The sequence below is a fragment of the Aeromonas sp. FDAARGOS 1402 genome (genome assembly GCF_019046925.1).
Lineage (GTDB): Bacteria > Pseudomonadota > Gammaproteobacteria > Enterobacterales > Aeromonadaceae > Aeromonas > Aeromonas caviae.
The window spans coordinates 3,570,862-3,586,881 of the sequence record NZ_CP077201.1 but is presented as its reverse complement, the minus strand read 5'-3'; the positions used below and the strand labels follow the sequence as shown (position 1 = coordinate 3,586,881).

General features: G+C 63.3%; 17 protein-coding genes and 5 tRNA genes. 15 read left to right on the top strand and 7 right to left on the bottom strand.

Translation table 11 applies throughout. The annotated features are described in order from the left end of the window. Positions 1-101: 101 nt before the first annotated feature. From I6L32_RS16885 to I6L32_RS16875, 3 genes are all read left to right on the top strand, one after another. Positions 102-572: a MarR family winged helix-turn-helix transcriptional regulator gene (locus tag I6L32_RS16885; protein ID WP_010674639.1), complete on the top strand. Its 471-nt coding sequence runs from the start codon at positions 102-104 to the stop codon at positions 570-572. Then, complete coding sequence (locus tag I6L32_RS16880) at positions 569-757, top strand: DUF4250 domain-containing protein (protein ID WP_043155974.1); 189 nt, start codon at positions 569-571, stop codon at positions 755-757. The genes I6L32_RS16885 and I6L32_RS16880 overlap by 4 nt, the downstream gene beginning before the upstream one ends. A 161-nt stretch (positions 758-918) precedes the next feature. Further along, positions 919-1,098: a hypothetical protein gene (locus I6L32_RS16875; RefSeq protein ID WP_010674636.1), complete on the top strand. Its 180-nt coding sequence runs from the start codon at positions 919-921 to the stop codon at positions 1,096-1,098. Positions 1,099-1,189: 91 nt separating this feature from the next. Here the strand turns inward: I6L32_RS16875 and I6L32_RS16870 are convergent, their stop codons facing one another. Beyond that, positions 1,190-1,777 (bottom strand): FMN-dependent NADH-azoreductase, encoded by a 588-nt coding sequence (locus I6L32_RS16870; protein WP_010674635.1) that lies wholly within the window; start codon positions 1,775-1,777, stop codon positions 1,190-1,192. 226 nt (positions 1,778-2,003) lie between these two features. On the opposite strand from I6L32_RS16870, the gene I6L32_RS16865 reads away from it, so the two are divergent. The 4 genes from I6L32_RS16865 (at position 2,004) to I6L32_RS16850 (ending at position 5,268) form a co-directional block, all read left to right on the top strand. Next, entirely contained in the window at positions 2,004-2,894 is an 891-nt protein-coding gene (locus tag I6L32_RS16865) for a DMT family transporter (RefSeq protein WP_216944216.1), read from the top strand. Between the two features lie 73 nt (positions 2,895-2,967). After that, entirely contained in the window at positions 2,968-4,146 is a 1,179-nt protein-coding gene (gene purT, locus I6L32_RS16860; RefSeq protein ID WP_041211381.1) for a formate-dependent phosphoribosylglycinamide formyltransferase, read from the top strand. 128 nt (positions 4,147-4,274) lie between these two features. Beyond that, positions 4,275-4,934, top strand: a complete 660-nt coding sequence (gene hxpB, locus I6L32_RS16855) for a hexitol phosphatase HxpB (protein WP_048207610.1) — start codon at positions 4,275-4,277, stop codon at positions 4,932-4,934. Between the two features lie 130 nt (positions 4,935-5,064). Further along, entirely contained in the window at positions 5,065-5,268 is a 204-nt protein-coding gene (locus I6L32_RS16850; protein ID WP_005336871.1) for a CPXCG motif-containing cysteine-rich protein, read from the top strand. A 78-nt stretch (positions 5,269-5,346) separates the two neighbouring features. Here the strand turns inward: I6L32_RS16850 and I6L32_RS16845 are convergent, their stop codons facing one another. Together I6L32_RS16845 and I6L32_RS16840 are read right to left on the bottom strand one after the other, a co-directional pair. Continuing rightward, positions 5,347-5,637: a YciI family protein gene (locus I6L32_RS16845; protein WP_201984221.1), complete on the bottom strand. Its 291-nt coding sequence runs from the start codon at positions 5,635-5,637 to the stop codon at positions 5,347-5,349. 102 nt (positions 5,638-5,739) lie between these two features. Continuing rightward, entirely contained in the window at positions 5,740-6,351 is a 612-nt protein-coding gene (locus tag I6L32_RS16840; protein WP_201921835.1) for a riboflavin synthase subunit alpha, read from the bottom strand. A 133-nt stretch (positions 6,352-6,484) separates the two neighbouring features. Here I6L32_RS16840 and I6L32_RS16835 point away from each other — a divergent pair, with 133 nt between their 5' ends. The 7 genes from I6L32_RS16835 to I6L32_RS16805 all read left to right on the top strand — a co-directional run bounded on the left by I6L32_RS16835 (position 6,485) and on the right by I6L32_RS16805 (position 8,989). Beyond that, positions 6,485-6,691, top strand: a complete 207-nt coding sequence (locus I6L32_RS16835; protein ID WP_010674629.1) for a YaeP family protein — start codon at positions 6,485-6,487, stop codon at positions 6,689-6,691. 151 nt (positions 6,692-6,842) lie between these two features. Beyond that, positions 6,843-8,222, top strand: coding sequence for an MATE family efflux transporter (locus I6L32_RS16830; RefSeq protein ID WP_029314480.1), 1,380 nt, complete (start codon positions 6,843-6,845; stop codon positions 8,220-8,222). A gap of 194 nt (positions 8,223-8,416) precedes the next feature. Further along, a tRNA-Val gene (locus I6L32_RS16825) sits at positions 8,417-8,493 on the top strand. Positions 8,494-8,504: 11 nt separating this feature from the next. Then, positions 8,505-8,581, top strand: a tRNA-Val gene (locus tag I6L32_RS16820). Positions 8,582-8,598: 17 nt separating this feature from the next. Next, positions 8,599-8,675, top strand: a tRNA-Val gene (locus tag I6L32_RS16815). 121 nt (positions 8,676-8,796) lie between these two features. Further along, positions 8,797-8,873, top strand: a tRNA-Val gene (locus I6L32_RS16810). Between the two features lie 39 nt (positions 8,874-8,912). Continuing rightward, positions 8,913-8,989: transfer RNA gene (locus I6L32_RS16805), tRNA-Val, on the top strand. Positions 8,990-9,129: 140 nt separating this feature from the next. Here the strand turns inward: I6L32_RS16805 and I6L32_RS16800 are convergent. After that, complete coding sequence (locus I6L32_RS16800) at positions 9,130-11,532, bottom strand: DNA polymerase II (RefSeq protein ID WP_216944215.1); 2,403 nt, start codon at positions 11,530-11,532, stop codon at positions 9,130-9,132. A 241-nt stretch (positions 11,533-11,773) separates the two neighbouring features. Between I6L32_RS16800 and I6L32_RS16795 the strand changes: the two genes are divergently transcribed. Continuing rightward, positions 11,774-12,652 carry a pirin family protein gene (locus I6L32_RS16795; protein WP_216944214.1) on the top strand — a complete coding sequence of 293 codons (879 nt, stop codon included), beginning with the start codon at positions 11,774-11,776 and terminating at the stop codon, positions 12,650-12,652. 60 nt (positions 12,653-12,712) lie between these two features. Here I6L32_RS16795 and I6L32_RS16790 read toward each other — a convergent pair whose 3' ends face one another. The 3 genes from I6L32_RS16790 to I6L32_RS16780 all read right to left on the bottom strand — a co-directional run bounded on the left by I6L32_RS16790 (position 12,713) and on the right by I6L32_RS16780 (position 15,807). Next, complete coding sequence (locus I6L32_RS16790) at positions 12,713-13,573, bottom strand: PA4780 family RIO1-like protein kinase (protein WP_029314478.1); 861 nt, start codon at positions 13,571-13,573, stop codon at positions 12,713-12,715. A gap of 94 nt (positions 13,574-13,667) precedes the next feature. Then, a complete protein-coding gene (locus I6L32_RS16785; RefSeq protein WP_216945198.1) occupies positions 13,668-14,663 on the bottom strand; it encodes a lauroyl-Kdo(2)-lipid IV(A) myristoyltransferase in 996 nt (331 codons plus the stop codon). 154 nt (positions 14,664-14,817) lie between these two features. Further along, entirely contained in the window at positions 14,818-15,807 is a 990-nt protein-coding gene (locus I6L32_RS16780) for a lipid A biosynthesis (KDO)2-(lauroyl)-lipid IVA acyltransferase (RefSeq protein ID WP_010674623.1), read from the bottom strand. Between the last annotated feature and the right edge of the window lie 213 nt (positions 15,808-16,020).

The window sequence follows — 16,020 nt, the reverse complement described above, 5'->3', positions numbered from 1 at the left end:
TTCTGGTGACTGGTCAGACAAATGCCCCTGTGTTACGTATCATCAAGGCCAAAGTATCAAGAGAAACTGCACCCGATGCAGCCGCCACAGCAGGATGTCATATGTCTAAGATCATTGAGCTGCTCGCGCACTACCCTCCTTATCAGCTGGTTCACGCCGCTGAGATGGTGCGCGATACCTTTGAACAGTTTTATCAGCAGCGGTACCAACTCACCGTGCCCCAGTGGCGCCTGATGATGGTGCTCGGCCCCCACTACCCCATCAGCCAGAAGGAGCTGGTGGAGGCGAGCGGCATGGACAAGGTACGGATCTCCCGCGAGATCCATCGTCTGGTGGAGAAAGGCATCCTGTTCACCGAGAACAGCGTGCAGGACAAGCGCATCAGCCTGGTCTCCTTCACCCCGGCGGGGCTCACCCTGTTCCAGCAGCTCAAGACGGAGGCGGGAAGCTGGCAGCACACCCTCACCGACTATCTGCCGGCCGAGGCGCGTCAGAGCATTCGCCTGCACCTGCAGAGCGTCAGCGATGCCATCGAACAACTTCACCTGCTGGACAACGAGCAACCCTCATGAAGCTGAACAACTTTGCCACCATGGATGTCAACATGCTGCTGAGCCTGGTCAACATGCAGCTGCGTGATCACTACGAGGATCTCGATGATCTTTGCCGGGCGCAGGATCTCGACAAGGAGGCCCTGGTCGCCAGGCTGGCCAGCGGCGATTTCCACTATCAGGAAGATCAGAAGCAGTTCAGATAGGGATCCGGATCACAACCCGACCCATGCCGCTGGCTCCGTCGGCAAAAGCTGCTAAGGTGGTGGCTACCCGGTCCGTTGATGTTCGCAAGAGGTATGGATACATCTTGTTGTCACAGACCGCGGTTAGCCTCTCGTTCACCACCCGCAGCCAAGGATGACCCATGATGCGCCTCATTCGACCAACCAGCCTGATCACCCTCTGCACATTGCTGGTGATCAGCCTCTTCCTCCCCCAGGTCCCCAACAGCGCCGAGCAGTGGCTCACCACCCTGCTGCTGGCCTCCCTCGTGGCGGTCTTTCTGATGGTCGGCAGCGGCTGCCGCCACTTCCTGCGCGAATAACGACGCCAGAGCGCGATGACTGCCCAAAAACAACAACGCAGCCCGAGGGCTGCGTTGTTGTTTCAGGATACTGGGGAGGCCCCGAGTCGCATCAGTAAGCCAGAGTTTCCAGCTGCTCCTTGGCCTGCTCGATCCCCTTGGCTTGCGCCTCCGGACCCATGCCCATGCCTTCGGCATAGATGAAGTCCACTTCGGTGATGCCGATGAAGCCCAGCACGGTACGCATGTAGGGGGTCACCAGGTCGGTGGCATTGCCCACGTGCATGCCGCCACGGGGGCTGACCACCAGGGCGCGGGTGTTCTCCACCAGGCCGACCGGACCGGTCTCGGTGTAACGGAAGGTCACGCCGGCACGGGCCACCAGATCGATCCAGTTTTTCAGCTGGGTCGGGATGTTGAAGTTGTACATGGGGGCCGCGATGATCACCAGATCGCTCGCCTTGAGCTCGGCGACCAGCTCGTCGGACTGGGCCAGCACCGCTTGCTGACGCTCGTTCAGGTTCTCGCCACCACGCAGGCCCATGGCCAGCTCGCCGTCCAGCACCGGCAGGTTCAGGGTCGCCAGATCGCGTACCTGGATGGTGTCACCCTGGCGCTCGGCCAGGTAGCCGTCGATCAGGGCGTTGGATTGGGAATACTGGCCCAGGATGCTGGACTTCAGAACGAGGATATTGGCCATGGTGAAACTCCATTTGATTGTCAATTGAACAGCCAGGCTGTCGATGGAGGTCACTATAAAGACTGGCATTAAAGCCTGATAGCGAAAATAGATGCTCAAGTCATTCAAAAAATTTGATGTCTGTGCATTTCCTCGGCAGAGAGGGGCTCATCAAACTCCGCACCCTTGGCATGACAAACGATTGCCGTTATGATCCGCCGCACTTTTTGTACGTGATCCGGATCTCATGACCTCCTCCCGCAGGCACTCCCCCTTTGCCGGCGCCGTCTGGATGATGGTGGCAGGCCTCTGCTTCGCCGCCGTCAACAGCCTGAGCCAGTATGTCAGCTTCACGCTCGGCCTCCCCTCGACCCAGGTCGCCTTTCACCAATATCTGATCGCCCTGGTCTGCCTGCTGCCCTGGCTGGTGCGCCACGGTCTGCGCCAGTCCCTGATGACGAACCAGCTGCGCCTGCACCTGCTGCGGGTCGCCCTGGCGGTGACCGGCATCCAGTTCTGGCTCTGGGCACTGGCGGTCCCCGTCCCCATCTGGCAGGGGATCGCGCTCTTGATGACCTCCCCCCTGTTTGCCACCCTGGGATCAGCCCTCTTTCTCAAAGAGCAAGTGAGCCGGGCCCGCATTCTCGCGACCCTGGCGGGGTTTGTGGGCGCCATGCTGATCCTGGCACCCTGGACCGACGACTTCACCCTGGCCTCCCTGCTGCCGGTGGCGGCCGCCCTCTTCTGGGCAGGCTACTCCTTGCTGGTGCGCTATCAGGCGGCCAGCGAGTCGTCCCACACCATCGTCGTCTACCTGCTCGTCTTCAGCACCCCGTTCAACGCCATGCTGGCGATCCCTGAATGGCAGTGGCCAAGCGAAACCCAGTGGCTGCTGGTGGCCGCCTCTGGCGTACTGTCGGCACTGGCCCAGATGTCCATCGCCCGCGCCTACAGCATGGCAGAGGCCTCCTTCGTGCAACCTTTTGATTTTGCCAAGCTGCCCATGAACGTGCTGGCCGGCTGGCTGGTATTTGGCTGGGCGCCCCCCGGTCGCTTGTGGCTGGGGGCGGCCATCATCATCGGCGCCATCACCCTGCTCACCCATCTGGAGCAGCGCGCCCACCCACCCACTTCCTGAGGTACGCCATGCGTGCCTCTTTTTTTGCTCACCCGGATCAGCCCTGCTGACCACCGACCTCAGGAGAGATTAGATGTTTGGAACCGCCACCCGCCCCACTGCGACCCGCGCCCTGCTGCTGGGATCAGGCGAACTCGGCAAGGAGGTCGCCATCGAGCTGCAGCGGCTCGGTATCGAGGTGATCGCCGCCGACCGCTATGCCAACGCCCCCGCCATGCAGGTGGCCCACCAGGCCCGCGTGCTGGACATGCTGGATGGTGCCGCCCTGCGCGCCCTGGTGGCCGAGGTCAAGCCCGACCTCATCATCCCCGAGATTGAAGCCATCGCCACCGACACCCTGGCCGCCCTCGAGCAGGAAGGGGTCAAGGTGGTGCCCAATGCCCGCGCCACCCAGCTCACCATGAACCGGGAGGGGATCCGTCGCCTCGCCGCCGAAACCCTGGGACTGCCCACCTCTGCCTACCGCTTTGCCCAGAGCAAGGAGGAGTTTGTGGCCGCCGTCGAGGCCATCGGCTTGCCCTGCGTGGTAAAACCGGTGATGAGCTCCTCCGGCAAGGGGCAGAGCCTGCTGCGCGACCTCGCCAGGCTGGATGAAAGCTGGACCTATGCCCAGGAGGGGGGCCGTGCCGGTCGTGGCAAGGTGATTGTCGAAGGCTTCGTTCCTTTCGAGTACGAGATCACCCTGCTCACGGTGCGCGCCGTCGATGGCATCCACTTCTGCGAGCCTATCGGCCATCGTCAGGAGGATGGCGACTACCGCGAATCCTGGCAGCCCCAGGCCATGAGCGAGCTGGCCCTGGCCCGCTCCAAGGAGGTGGCGGCCAAGGTGGTCGAAGCCCTTGGCGGCTACGGTCTGTTCGGGGTCGAGCTCTTCATCAGGGGTGACGAGGTGTGGTTCAGCGAAGTCTCCCCCCGCCCCCACGACACCGGCATGGTGACCCTGATCTCCCAGGATCTCTCCGAGTTCGCCCTGCACGTGCGCGCCATCCTGGGGCTGCCCGTCGGCACCATCACCCAGTACGGTCCGAGCGCCTCTGCCGTGGTGCTGCGGGAAGGCCACAGCCAGGATATCCGCTATCAGGGGATTGGCGAGGCACTGGCCCTGGTGCCGGGTGCCCAGTTGCGTCTCTTTGGCAAGCCGGAGATCGCCGGTCGTCGTCGCCTCGGGGTGGCGCTCGCCCGTGGGCAGGATTGCCAGGAAGCCGTGGAGCAGGCCAAGACGGTGGCAGCCCGGGTAGAAGTACTGTTCTAGACAATCCGCTTTACCACGCAAAAACAAACGTTTATCTGCGTGATCCGGCGCAAGGGGCAGGTGACTGCCCCTTTCCCATTGAAGCACCAGGCTTATAATCCCCCCTTCACCTATGTCAGGAGTACAAGATGTTAACTGCCGTGATCTTCGATATGGATGGTGTTCTGATCGACTCGGAACCCTTCTGGCAACGGGCACAGATGGCCGTCTTCGCCGAACTGGGCCACTTCCACACCGAGGAGGACTGCAACTCCACCATAGGGGTGCGCATCGATCAGCTGGTGGCCCACTGGTACCGGATCCGCCCCTGGAGCAGCCCCAGCCAGGAAGAGGTAGTACAGCGCATCCTGGATCAGGTGATCGCGCTCATCCTGCAAGAGGGACAGCCCAAGGCCGGGGTGCTGGAAGCCCTCGACCTCATCGAGGCCCAAGGGCTCAAGATCGGGCTCGCCACCTCCTCACCGTTTGCCATGGTCGAGGCGGTGCTCGGCAAACTCGGCATCCAGGACCGTTTCATGGCGGTCCACTCCGCCGAGGTGGAGCGCTTTGGCAAACCCCACCCGGATGTCTATATCCACGCCGCCGAGAAGCTCGGCGTCGAGCCTGTGCACTGTCTCGCCATCGAGGACAGCTTCACCGGCCTGCTGGCAGCCAAGGCAGCCTCCATGACGGCGCTGATCGTACCGGACCCGGCGCTGGTCGGCGATCCCCGTCTGGCCATCGCCAACCACGAGCTGCGCTCTCTTGCCGAGCTGAACGCAGAGTTGCTGGCCGGCTGGGTCAAGTAGGCAACACGGACTGACCTCCTGCCTCCCTTGAGCCCGCTCATAAACGTGCGCTTGCTCGCGGTTGCGCCGCCCTGTGGCGACTAGAATCAGCAGGAGCACAGAGACGGCCCACGGGCCCGAGGAGGTCACCATGATCGAATACACCAGCAAGCGTATCGTCTGCCCCCACTGCGGCCACCACACCCGGGTCGAGCTGGATGCCAGCCAGGGGGATCAGGAGTTCTACGAAGATTGCATGGCCTGCTGCAACCCCATCCACCTGCGGCTGCACCGGGATGAAGCCCGCGACTGCCTGCAACTCTTCGTGGATGCCGACGACGAGCAGCTGTTCTGAATCCCCCTGTCCAGACACAGACAAAAACAAACGGGACCCTGTGGGTCCCGTTTGTTCTGGTGCCAACGTCAGGCTGGATCACGCCTCCCTCAAGCACGCCGCCTTCGCCGACGTCATGGTCGGAACAAACTCCACCACCTGATAATCGGCCGCCTCTGCCTGCTTGAAGGGATCCTCAGCCAGGATCGCCTCCAGGGCGTCTCGGCTCACGCCCTGCGCCAGTATGACGCCCCCGACTCGGGGTACCCGACGCCCGGATGCCAGAAAATGGCCTGCGGCATACTGCCGCTCCAGCCACGCAATGTGGGCCGGGATCAGGGCATCGATCTCCGCCAGCGGTTTCACATAGGTCAATGTCACGACAAACATAGGGAAGTCTCCAAGGCTCTGGGGCGGCGCCTCTTCCACAAGAGGGCGCCTTTCCCGTGATGCCGCCCTCCTCTTCGAACCCTGGGGGCAGCGCTCAGGTGGTTACTGGCGCGCCGCCAGCACCCGCTCCACGGTGTCGACGATGGCCTGGGTCTGGGGGTCAATCTCGATGTTGGTCCGCCAGCCGGCCTTGACCCAGCCCAGGTTGGTCCGGGCCAGGGTCTCGGGGATCAGGTTGACGCAGAACTCCCTGGCGCGCACCTCGCCCACGGTGAGGCTGATGCCGTCGATGCCGATGTAGCCCTTGGTCAGCACGTACTTCATGAGCGCAGGATCGAGGCGATACCACACCTGGCGGTTGTTGGGGGTGTCGATGACCGAGGTCACCTCGGCCGTCCCCATGATGTGGCCGGACATGGCATGCCCGCCAATCTCGTCCCCAAAGCGGGCGGCCCGCTCCACGTTGACCTTGTCACCCACCACCAGTTGCCCAAGGTTGGTGAGGCGCAGAGTCTCCTGCATCAGATCGAAGCTGACCAGATCCCCCTCCACCCGGGTGACGGTCAGGCAGCAGCCGTTGTGGGCCACCGAGGCCCCCAGGGCCAGCCCCTCGCCCCAGGCCGGGCTCGGCATGCGGATCACGTGGGTGCGAAAATTGGGCAGTGAATCGATGGCCACCAGTTCGGCGGTCCCTTGTACGATGCCGGTGAACATGAGTCTCTCCAGGCTGTGAAAATTGTCGGCAGGTTACCCCCGGCCACCTTGCAAGACAAGGGTGCCGGCTGACAAGGAGAAGCGCGATCGCTATAGTGACCCCAATCAATCCAGACTGAACGAGGAAACAAAAATGCAGGTATATCAATGCTGTGAAGCCATTCGCATCGCCTACAACCAGATTGGCTCCGGTGAGCAGGGTTATGTGCCCCAGGCCATTGCCGCCAGCATACGGGCGCTCAACGCCGTGGCCTCCGACGAGCGGGTACCGGCGGATCTGCGCGAGCAGGCGGCCTATGCCGCGGCCAACCTGCTGATCAGCGATCACGAAGACGCCTGATCCCGGCTACAAATCTGCCGCCGACCTTCCCCGTTGGCGGTTTTTCAGGCTAGAATGACACCCCCGCATTTTGTCTCCTCAGGACGAGGAGGCAAAAGCCCATCTCTCTTGCCCGTTCTTTCTCTTTTATCTGATCCACTCGGAGGTGTCAGTGCAACGTTATTGGTCCGAGGCGAAGCAGCTCGTTCGTCTAGCCAGCCCCATTCTGGTCGCCCAGGTGGCCCAGATCGCCATGAATTTCGTCGATACCGTGATGGCGGGACAGGTGAGCGCCGTGGATCTTGCCGCCGTGTCGGTGGCGTCCAGCTTCTGGCTGCCGATCATCTTGCTGGTGCAGGGCATCATCATGGCCCTCACCCCCATCGTTTCCCAGCTCAACGGCGCCCGCAAGCAGGACGAGGTGCGCCCCGCCGTGCACCAGGGCTTCTGGCTCGCCCTCATCGTCACGCCCATCGCCATGGTGGCACTCTACTTCAGCCCCCTGGCACTGCAGTTCATGGATGTGGATCCCGTCATGGCGGCCAAGACTGCCGGCTACCTGCACGCCATCCTGTGGGGCCTGCCCGCCTTCGTGATGTTCCAGGTGCTGCGCAACTTCAGTGAGGGGCTCTCCCACACCATGCCGACCATGGTGATCGGGTTCGTGGGGCTCGCGGTCAACATCCCCGCCAACTACATCTTCATTCACGGCCACTTCGGCATGCCGAAACTCGGCGGCGTCGGCTGCGGCGTGGCCACTGCCATCGTGCTCTGGGCCATGCTGCTGGCGATGATCGTCTATGTGAAGTGCTCTGCCCACTTCAAGCGCATCAACCTGTTCGCCCAGCTGGCACGCCCCAACGGCAGCCGGATCTGGCGCCTGTTTCGCCTGGGGTTCCCCATCGCCATGGCCATCTTCTGCGAGGTGACCCTGTTTACCGTGGTCGCCCTGATGCTGGCCCCCTTCGGCGCGGAGACGGTGGCGAGTCACCAGATTGCGCTCAACTTCTCCAGCCTGGTCTTCATGCTGCCCCTGTCCATCGGTGTCGGTGTGACCATCCGGGTCGGTCACAACATAGGGGAAGGTCAACCGGATCAGGCCAGGGTCGCCGCCCGCACCGGCCTGATGCTGGGCATGGGCGTCGCCGCCGCGACCGCCGCCCTCACCGTGCTGCTGCGCGACCCCATCGCGGGGATCTACACCGACGACCTGCAGGTGATCGGCCTCGCCGCCACCCTGCTCTTCTTCGCCGCCATCTACCAGATCTCCGATTCGGTACAGGTGGTGGCCGCGGCGGCCCTGCGCGGTTACAAGGACACCCAGGCCATCTTCTACGTCACCATCGTCGCCTATTGGGGGCTGGGTCTGCCCACCGGCATGATCCTGGGGCTGACCGACTGGGTGGTACCGCGCATGGGCCCGCAGGGCTTCTGGATAGGCTTCATCGTCGGTCTCACCTCCGCCGCCCTGATGCTGGGCGCGCGGCTGCGCGTCATCTACGGCCGCTTCGCCAGCCCCGCGGCCTGCACCGCCCTCTCCCGGGCGCAATAGGGCGCGGCCAGGGGCACGGGGAGCCGCACTTTTGGGGCGGCTCGCCTGTAAAATCAACAGGCTGCACAAGAACTGGGCAAACAGTCTCCTTTGTGCATGTCCCTTGTTGACAGCCTTGGGGGCCATGGGTAGTATGCCGACCACGCCAGCAGTGCTGGCGGGATAAAACGGGTTTTCAGCCCGGTTTATGAAGTGGGTTTATAGCTCAGTTGGTTAGAGCACTACCTTGACATGGTAGGGGTCGTTGGTTCGAATCCAATTAAACCCACCACTTTTCGTGATGCGTCCTTAGCTCAGCTGGTTAGAGCACCACCTTGACATGGTGGGGGTCGGTGGTTCGAATCCACTAGGACGCACCATCACGAAACCCTGTTATGCGTCCTTAGCTCAGCTGGTTAGAGCATCACCTTGACATGGTGGGGGTCGGTGGTTCGAATCCACTAGGACGCACCATAACAGTTTGAATAAATTGCAGATATGAATTTGATGTGGGTTTATAGCTCAGTCGGTTAGAACAGTACTTTGACATGGCGTAGGCAATGTCGTTGGTTCGAATCCGGTTGAACACAGATGTGGGTTTATAGCTCAGTTGGTTAGAGCACTACCTTGACATGGTAGGGGTCGTTGGTTCGAATCCAATTAAACCCACCACTCCCCTGTAATGACACACAAAGTCACCTTGCGCACCCTGCGTCCTTAGCTCAGCTGGTTAGAGCATCACCTTGACATGGTGGGGGTCGGTGGTTCGAATCCACTAGGACGCACCAGATTTGAAAAGCCCGCTTGATAGCGGGCTTTTTGCATTGGTCGGCTCTGACACCCGCTCTTCCCCGTCATCTGCCTCCTGTCCCCTCTGGCCCGCGGGCCGCCATTGTCGTGCCATGGCCGCCGCGTTTACCTCGCGTTGTCAGAAGAGATCGAGCTGCTGGCCGCAGATCCGCTCGAACGACTCCCCCACGAAGGGAAGGATGGCGTCGGCGATGGGCCTGAGCTGCTTGTCGATGTAGTGCTCGTAGTCGACGGCGCTGCGCCGGTACTCCAAAGGCTCGGGGCCGTTCAGGGTCATCAGGTAGGCGATGGTGCCCCTGTGCTGATAGCGCTGGGGCAGGCCGCGGCGCAGATTCTCCTCGTCCGCCAGGCGCGCCGCCCGCACATGGGGTGGCACGTTCTTCTGATACTCCTCGAGTTTCTGACGCAGCCGCTTGCGGTAGATGAGCAGATCGTCGTGACGGCCGGCCCGGGTCTCGTCCACCATGGTGCGCACATAGCTGCTGGGATCCTGGTCGTGGAACACCATTTCGTAGAGCCGGGTCTGGAATGCCTTGGCAAGGGGGGTCCAGTCGGTGCGCACCGTCTCCAGCCCCTTGAACACCAGATGCTCCCCTTCCCCTTCGCCCACCAGCCCCGCATAGCGTTTCTTGCTCCCCTTCTCCAGCCCGCGAATGGTGGGCATCAGGAAACGGCGGTAGTGGGTCTCGTACTGGATCTCCAGATGGCTCGGCAGGTCGAACTCCCGCCTGATCAGCGCGGCCCAGTTGTCGTTGATCATCTTCGCCAGTCGCTGGCCAATCTCGTCCGCCTGTTCGAGACGGATATCGCTCCCCAGGTGCACGAAGGTGGAATCGGTATCCCCATAGATCACCTCGAACCCTTCTGCCTCTATCCATTCCCGGGTCTGCTGCATGATGCCGTGGCCCCGCAAGGTGATGGAGGAGGCGAGCCTCGGGTCGTAGAAGCGGCAGCCCCCCGACCCCAGCACCCCGTAGAAGGAGTTCATGATGATCTTGATGGCCTGGGAGAGGGCCTTGTTACTGGCGGCCTTGGCCCGATCCCGCGCCGCCCAGAGGGTGGCGATGAGATCCGGCAGGAAGTGACGGGTTCGGGAGAACAGGGCGCCGCGAAAGCCTGGAATGGCGTTATCCGGGTGTTTGAGCCCCTCCACCAGCCCCATGGGGTCGATGCAGAAGGTGCGGATGATGCTGGGATAGAGGCTCTTGAAATCGAGCACCAGCACGTGGCGATAGAGCCCCGGCTTTGAGTCCATCACATAGCCGCCGGGGCTGGCGAGCCCGCCGTCTGCCGGCAGGTTGGGCGCCACATAGCCACCGCGGTGCAGCCGTGGCAGATAGAGGTTGGTGAACGCCGCCACCGACCCGCCCACCCGGTCGAGCTCAAGACCGGTGAGAGAGGCACGCTCGATGGCAAAGGGGATGAGGTGGCAGAAATCGAAGATCTCCCACACCAGCCTGCAATCTTCCAGGTTGTAGCGGGCCAGCGCCTCCTTGTCGGAGTGGAACAGTTCGGTGATCTTCTCCCCCCGGTTGGCCACGTCCTCGATGTCCTTGCCCCGCCCGAGCAGCTCGCTCGCCACCGCATCCAGGCTGTAGCTCGGGAACTGCCAGGTGGCGCTCTTGAGGGTATCGATGCCGTCCAGCACCATGCGCCCCGGGATGATGACGTTGCCGCTCTGGGGGTCGTTTCGGGACGAGCGCCAGAAGCAGAGCTCCCGCCCGCGCCCGAGCCGCAGCCGCCGCTTGTGGAGTTCGGCGCGGCGCAGCAGCAGGCGAAAGTCGAAATTCACCACGTTCCAGCCGATGACGAGATCGGGATCGTGCAGGCTGAACCAGCCCTCCAGGGCACCGAGCAGGGCGGGCTCGTCCGCCACCCACTCGACGGGGGTCTCCCAGTCCTGCGAGTCCGGCTCCGGGGCACCAATCATGATGACCCGCGCGTCCTCTTCGCTATGAAGCCCCACCGAAAAGAGGGTGCCATCCATGGCGCACTCCACGTCCAGGGAGACCCAGGAGAGGGTCGGCGTCACTGCCTGCGGCGCACAACGCGCCTCGTTTACCTCCCAGTAACCCTGCCTGCCCCCCTTGCGCCTCGCCTTGCCGTCAAAGCGCATCCCGGCGGTGATGAAGCGCTCCATTAGAAAGCGCTCGGGCAGGCGGATATCTGCCTCAAAGTGCTCCAATCCGCGGATGAGCAGCAGCTCGATGGCGCGGTGAAAGGCACTCAGGGTGGCAAAGTAGCAACCCACCACCCGGCTCCCCTCGAAGGTGTGCATGGGGAGGCGGCGAAAACGCCCCCTCACCCCGGCCCCCTTGAAGAGCTCGGCCGCCTCCTCCAGGTGGCGTTCCGGCAGGAAGAAGACCGGCTCCTGCCCCGGCACCACCACCCGTACCGGTCCCTGTGCGCTCCAGAGCCACATCACGATCTCGGTACGCCCCTGCACATCCCGACCATGGCGGGTCAGGATGAAGCCGTCGAGCGGCGGGGTCACGGGAGGGGGGGGCTGGATGTCGGTCATGCAGGTGGTCGGGCTCAAGAGTGGGATGGGACTATTGTACGTTCATACAGTACCCGGCTGCAATTGCCGGGCGGGGCCCTCAGGGCAGGCGCTGTGCCCCGTCTTTGCCATCCGGCGCCGGATTGGGGCATAGTAACCTCGGTATCACTCACCGGCACCGGGCGAGACGGCATGTCCGTCCCCCTGCAGACGCAGCCACCTGCGCGCGTGCGCCAACCCTTTCCTCGACAAGGAGCACCCCATGACACAACAGTGGCAACGCATTGCCTCCCGCCTCACCGATGTGGGCGGCATCCCGGTGGCTCGCGCCATCCCGGTCAAGGAGCGGCGCACCATCGGGCCCTGGTGTTTTCTCGATCATATCGGCCCGACCCGCTTTGCCCCCGGCGCCCCCGGCATGGATGTGGGGCCCCACCCCCACATCGCCCTGCAGACCTTCACCTGGATGCTGGAGGGGGAGATCCTCCACCAGGACAGCCTGGGCAGCAAGCAGGTGATCCGTCCGGGCCAGGTGAACCTGATGACCGCAGGACGGGGCATCGCCCACACGGAGGAGTCGGTCCCGAACCAGCCCGATCTGCACGCCGCCCAGCTCTGGATAGCCCTGCCCGAGGCGGATCAGCATACCCCGCCCCGCTTCGATCACTACCCGACGCTCCCCCGCTGGCAGCAAGGGGAGATCACCCTCACTCTGCTCATCGGCGAGCACGGCAGCCAGCGCGCCCCCACCCTGCACTTCTCCCCCATTCTGGGGCTGGATCTGCACGCCCCCGAGGGAGGCGAGATCACCCTCCCCCTGGATCCCGCCTTCGAGCACGGCCTCTTTCCCCTCGCGGGGGAGACCATCGTCGCAGGGGAGGCCCTGGCCCCGGAGCAGCTCCTCTACCTGCCCCCCGGCAACCGGGAGGTGGCGCTGACCCTGCGCCCGGGTGCCCGGCTGCTGCTCATCGGCGGCGAGCCCCTGCCCAGACCGCTGCAAATCTGGTGGAACTTCGTGAGCGTCGACAAGGAGGCCATTCGCACCGCCGCCGCCGACTGGGAGAGCGGTCATCCGCGCTTTGGCGAGGTGACGGGTTACCAGGGGCCCCGTCTCAAGGCGCCGCCCCTGACCGGACTCTGAGCCAGAGTTCCAAAACAAAAGAGCGCCCATGGCGCTCTTGTTGACTGGGATGAAGGCCCGTCAGGACTCCTCTTCCTGCTCCGCCTGCAACCTGGCCCGGCGGGCCATGGCCTCCTCCTGGGCACTCTCTATCTCGTGCAGCACGCCATCCAGATCGATGGCCTCCCGGCTCTCTTCGAACAGGCCGGTGAGCTCGGTCTCGGGGCCCAGCTTGCCATCCTCGAACAAGGACCACATCTCCCGGGCATACCGGGTCTTGAGCAGCTCGGGGGCATACATGCCGTAGTAGTTGCGCATGTTGTCGACATCCCGCTCCAGCATGGCCCTGGCCTGGTTGTTGGCGGCGGCATCCACCACCTGGGGCAGGTCGATGATGACGGGCCCCTCTTCGTCCACCAGCACGTTGAACTCCGAGAGATCCCCGTGAATGAGGCCGGCGCAGAGCATGCGCACCACGTAGCGGATCACCTTGCCATGATCCACCAGAGCCTGCTCACGGGTCAGGGCCACGTCGTTGAGACGGGGGGCGACGTTGCCGTCGGCGTCGGTGATGAGCTCCATCAGCAGCACGCCATCGAGGCAGACATAGGGCCTGGGCACCCGCACCCCGGCCGCCGCCAGCTTGAACAGGGCATCCACCTCGGTGTTCTGCCACACCTCTTCGTGCTGCTTGCGACCGTACTTGGAGCCCTTCTCCATGGCGCGGGCATCGCGGCTGCTGCGTACCCGCCGCCCTTCCTGATAGACCACGGCCTGCTTGAAGCTGCGCTTTGACGCCTCTTTGTAGACCTTGGCGCAGCGGATCTCGTCGCCGCAGCGCACCACATAGACGTCGGCCTCTTTGCCGCTCATCAGCCGGCTGATGACATCGTCCACCAGGCCGTCATCAACCAGAGGTTGGATTCGATTTGGAATTTTCATGACCGCCCTTTTACCCTATTTGCACCTTGTTTGCACCTGTTTGCTGGTGGCCTGCCACCCCTGTCAGAAACGGCCCGCAAGGGGGCCGTGTCGATCAAGGTTCCGGTGGCAGCCCCTGGCGGATGCGGCGGATCCCCGCCTCGTAGAGACCGTCCTCGCCCTGATCGTGCTCCTGGGTTTCGAAGATCTTGAGAAACCACATGTACTGCTCGGGGAAGCGGCCAAGCTGCTGCTCCACCATGCGGTTCATCTGGTTGACGTCCGCCACCAGATCCGCGGTGGGATAAGGGTCGAACGGCGCCTCGATCTCCAGCCGGTAGCACCCCTGATCCTCGTCGTAGCAGGCCAGAATGGGCACGGCGCGGGCACCGGTCAGCTTCACCAGCTTGGGCAGGGCCGGCAGGGTCGCCTTGGGGTGGTTGAAGAAGGGCACGAAGAGGCTCGCCTCCCGGCCGTGATCCTGATCCGGCAGATAGAAGAAGCTGTCGCCGCTGCGCAGGGCCTTGATGGCGGGCTTGATGCCGACGCTGCGCTCGTAGATACGCCCGCCCTTGCTGCGCTCGCGGTTGATGTACCAGTCGAACACCGCATCCTTGGGGCTTTTCATCATGGTGCACATCTTGATCCCCTGGAGGGGGAAGTAGCGGCCAATCATGTCCACCGCCCAGGTGTGGGGCACCACGAAGATCATGGGGCGACCGGCTGCCCGCTCCGCTTCCACGTGCTCCCAGCCGCTCACCTTGACGCGCCCCTTGAGGAAGTCGGGGCTGCGCCAGGTCAGCTCGCCAAAGCCCAGGAAGGTCTTGAGCCCCACCCGGATGGATTTCAGCAGCAGGGCCTGACGGCCCGCCTCGTCGAGATGGGGGAAGCAGATCTTGAGGTTGGTGTCAGCGATGTAGGCCTGCTTCCTGGAGAAACGCAGCAGCAGGGGGGCCAGGTAGTCGGCCAGCTTGTCCCGTGCCCTTGCCGGCACCCAGGCCAGCAGGGAGAGCAGGGCGACGGCCAGCCAGCTGCCCCACAGACGGGGGTGCAGCAGGCGCGGATGAAAAGAGGTATCAAACACCGGATCTTGTGCGGACATGGTCGCCATCGAATCATCAAAACAGACCGTCATTTTAGTGATCCTGACAGCTTTTTCTACCCTGCCCTGCACAGCGCCCCCGCGCCAAGTCACTGATCAGACAAGTTAGAAATAAAAAGTGGCCCGCTTGGGGCCACATTTTTGCACCGGGTGAGCGCAAGGCTCAGGGGTGAGGAGCAAGGCCCCGGCGGATGCGCCGGATCCCCTCTTCGTAGAGGCCATCCGGCCCCACCTGATCCTCACGGGTGTCGAAGATCTTGAGGAACCACATGTACTGGCCCGGGTGACGGCAGAGCTGGCGCTCCACGCTGTCGTTCATGCGGCAGGTATCCGCCATCAGATCCCCGCTCGGGTAGTCGGCGTAGGGAGCCTCGACCTCCAACCGGTAGCCGTGTGCCTGCTCGTCATAGCAGGCCAGCACCGGCAGGGCCCGGGCACCGGTCAGCTTCACCAGCCGTGGCAGGGCCGGCAACGTCGCCTTGGGGTGGTTGAAGAAGGGGGCGAACAGGCTCGCCTCCCGTCCATGATCCTGATCCGGCAAGTAGAAGAAGCTCAGGCCGGATTTCACCGCCTTGATCACCGGCTTGATGCCGGCGCTGCGCTCATAGACGCGGCAGCCGTGCCGGGCCCGCGCGCCGTTGATGTGCCAGTCGAACACCGGGTTGCGGGCGCTCTTCATCATGGTGCACATGGGCAGGCCCCGCTGGGCGAAGTAGTAGCCCGCCGCGTCGATGGGCCAGCTGTGGGGCACCACCAGGATCACCGGTCGGCCAGCGGCCTGCTCCGCCTCGATATGTTCCCAGCCGCTGACCTGGATCCGCCCCATCACGTGGGCGGGGCTGCGCCAGGTGAACTCGCCAAAGCCCAGCAGGCTCTTGAGGCCGACCCGGATGGAGGTCATCAGGATGGCCTCCCGCTCGGCCTCGCTCTTCTCCTTGAAGCAGATGGCGAGGTTGGTCCTGGCGATGTAGATCTGCTTCTTCGAGATGGCGCATACCAGGGGCGTCAGAGCATCGGCCAGGCGATCCCGCCAGCGCGGGGGCACGAAGGCGAGCACACCGATGGCGCCGAGGGCGAGCCAGCTCAACCAGTAACGGGGGTGCAGCAGACGAGGCTGGAATCGGGCGTCAAACACGGGATCAGATGAGGACATGGGGCACGACAAAACAATGGGAAGATAAAGTGGCGCGCATCGTGACAGGTATTACCAGTTAACGCCAACTGAATGTCGCCTGTATGGGCAACTATTTAAGCCACTTCACGGATTGACAAAATTAATCTGCTTCATTTGATTCCCCTCTGTGTCACTGCATCACGAACGGCAGACCCCGCACGGGCGGGGTCGATGACGAGGGGGGATGAAAAC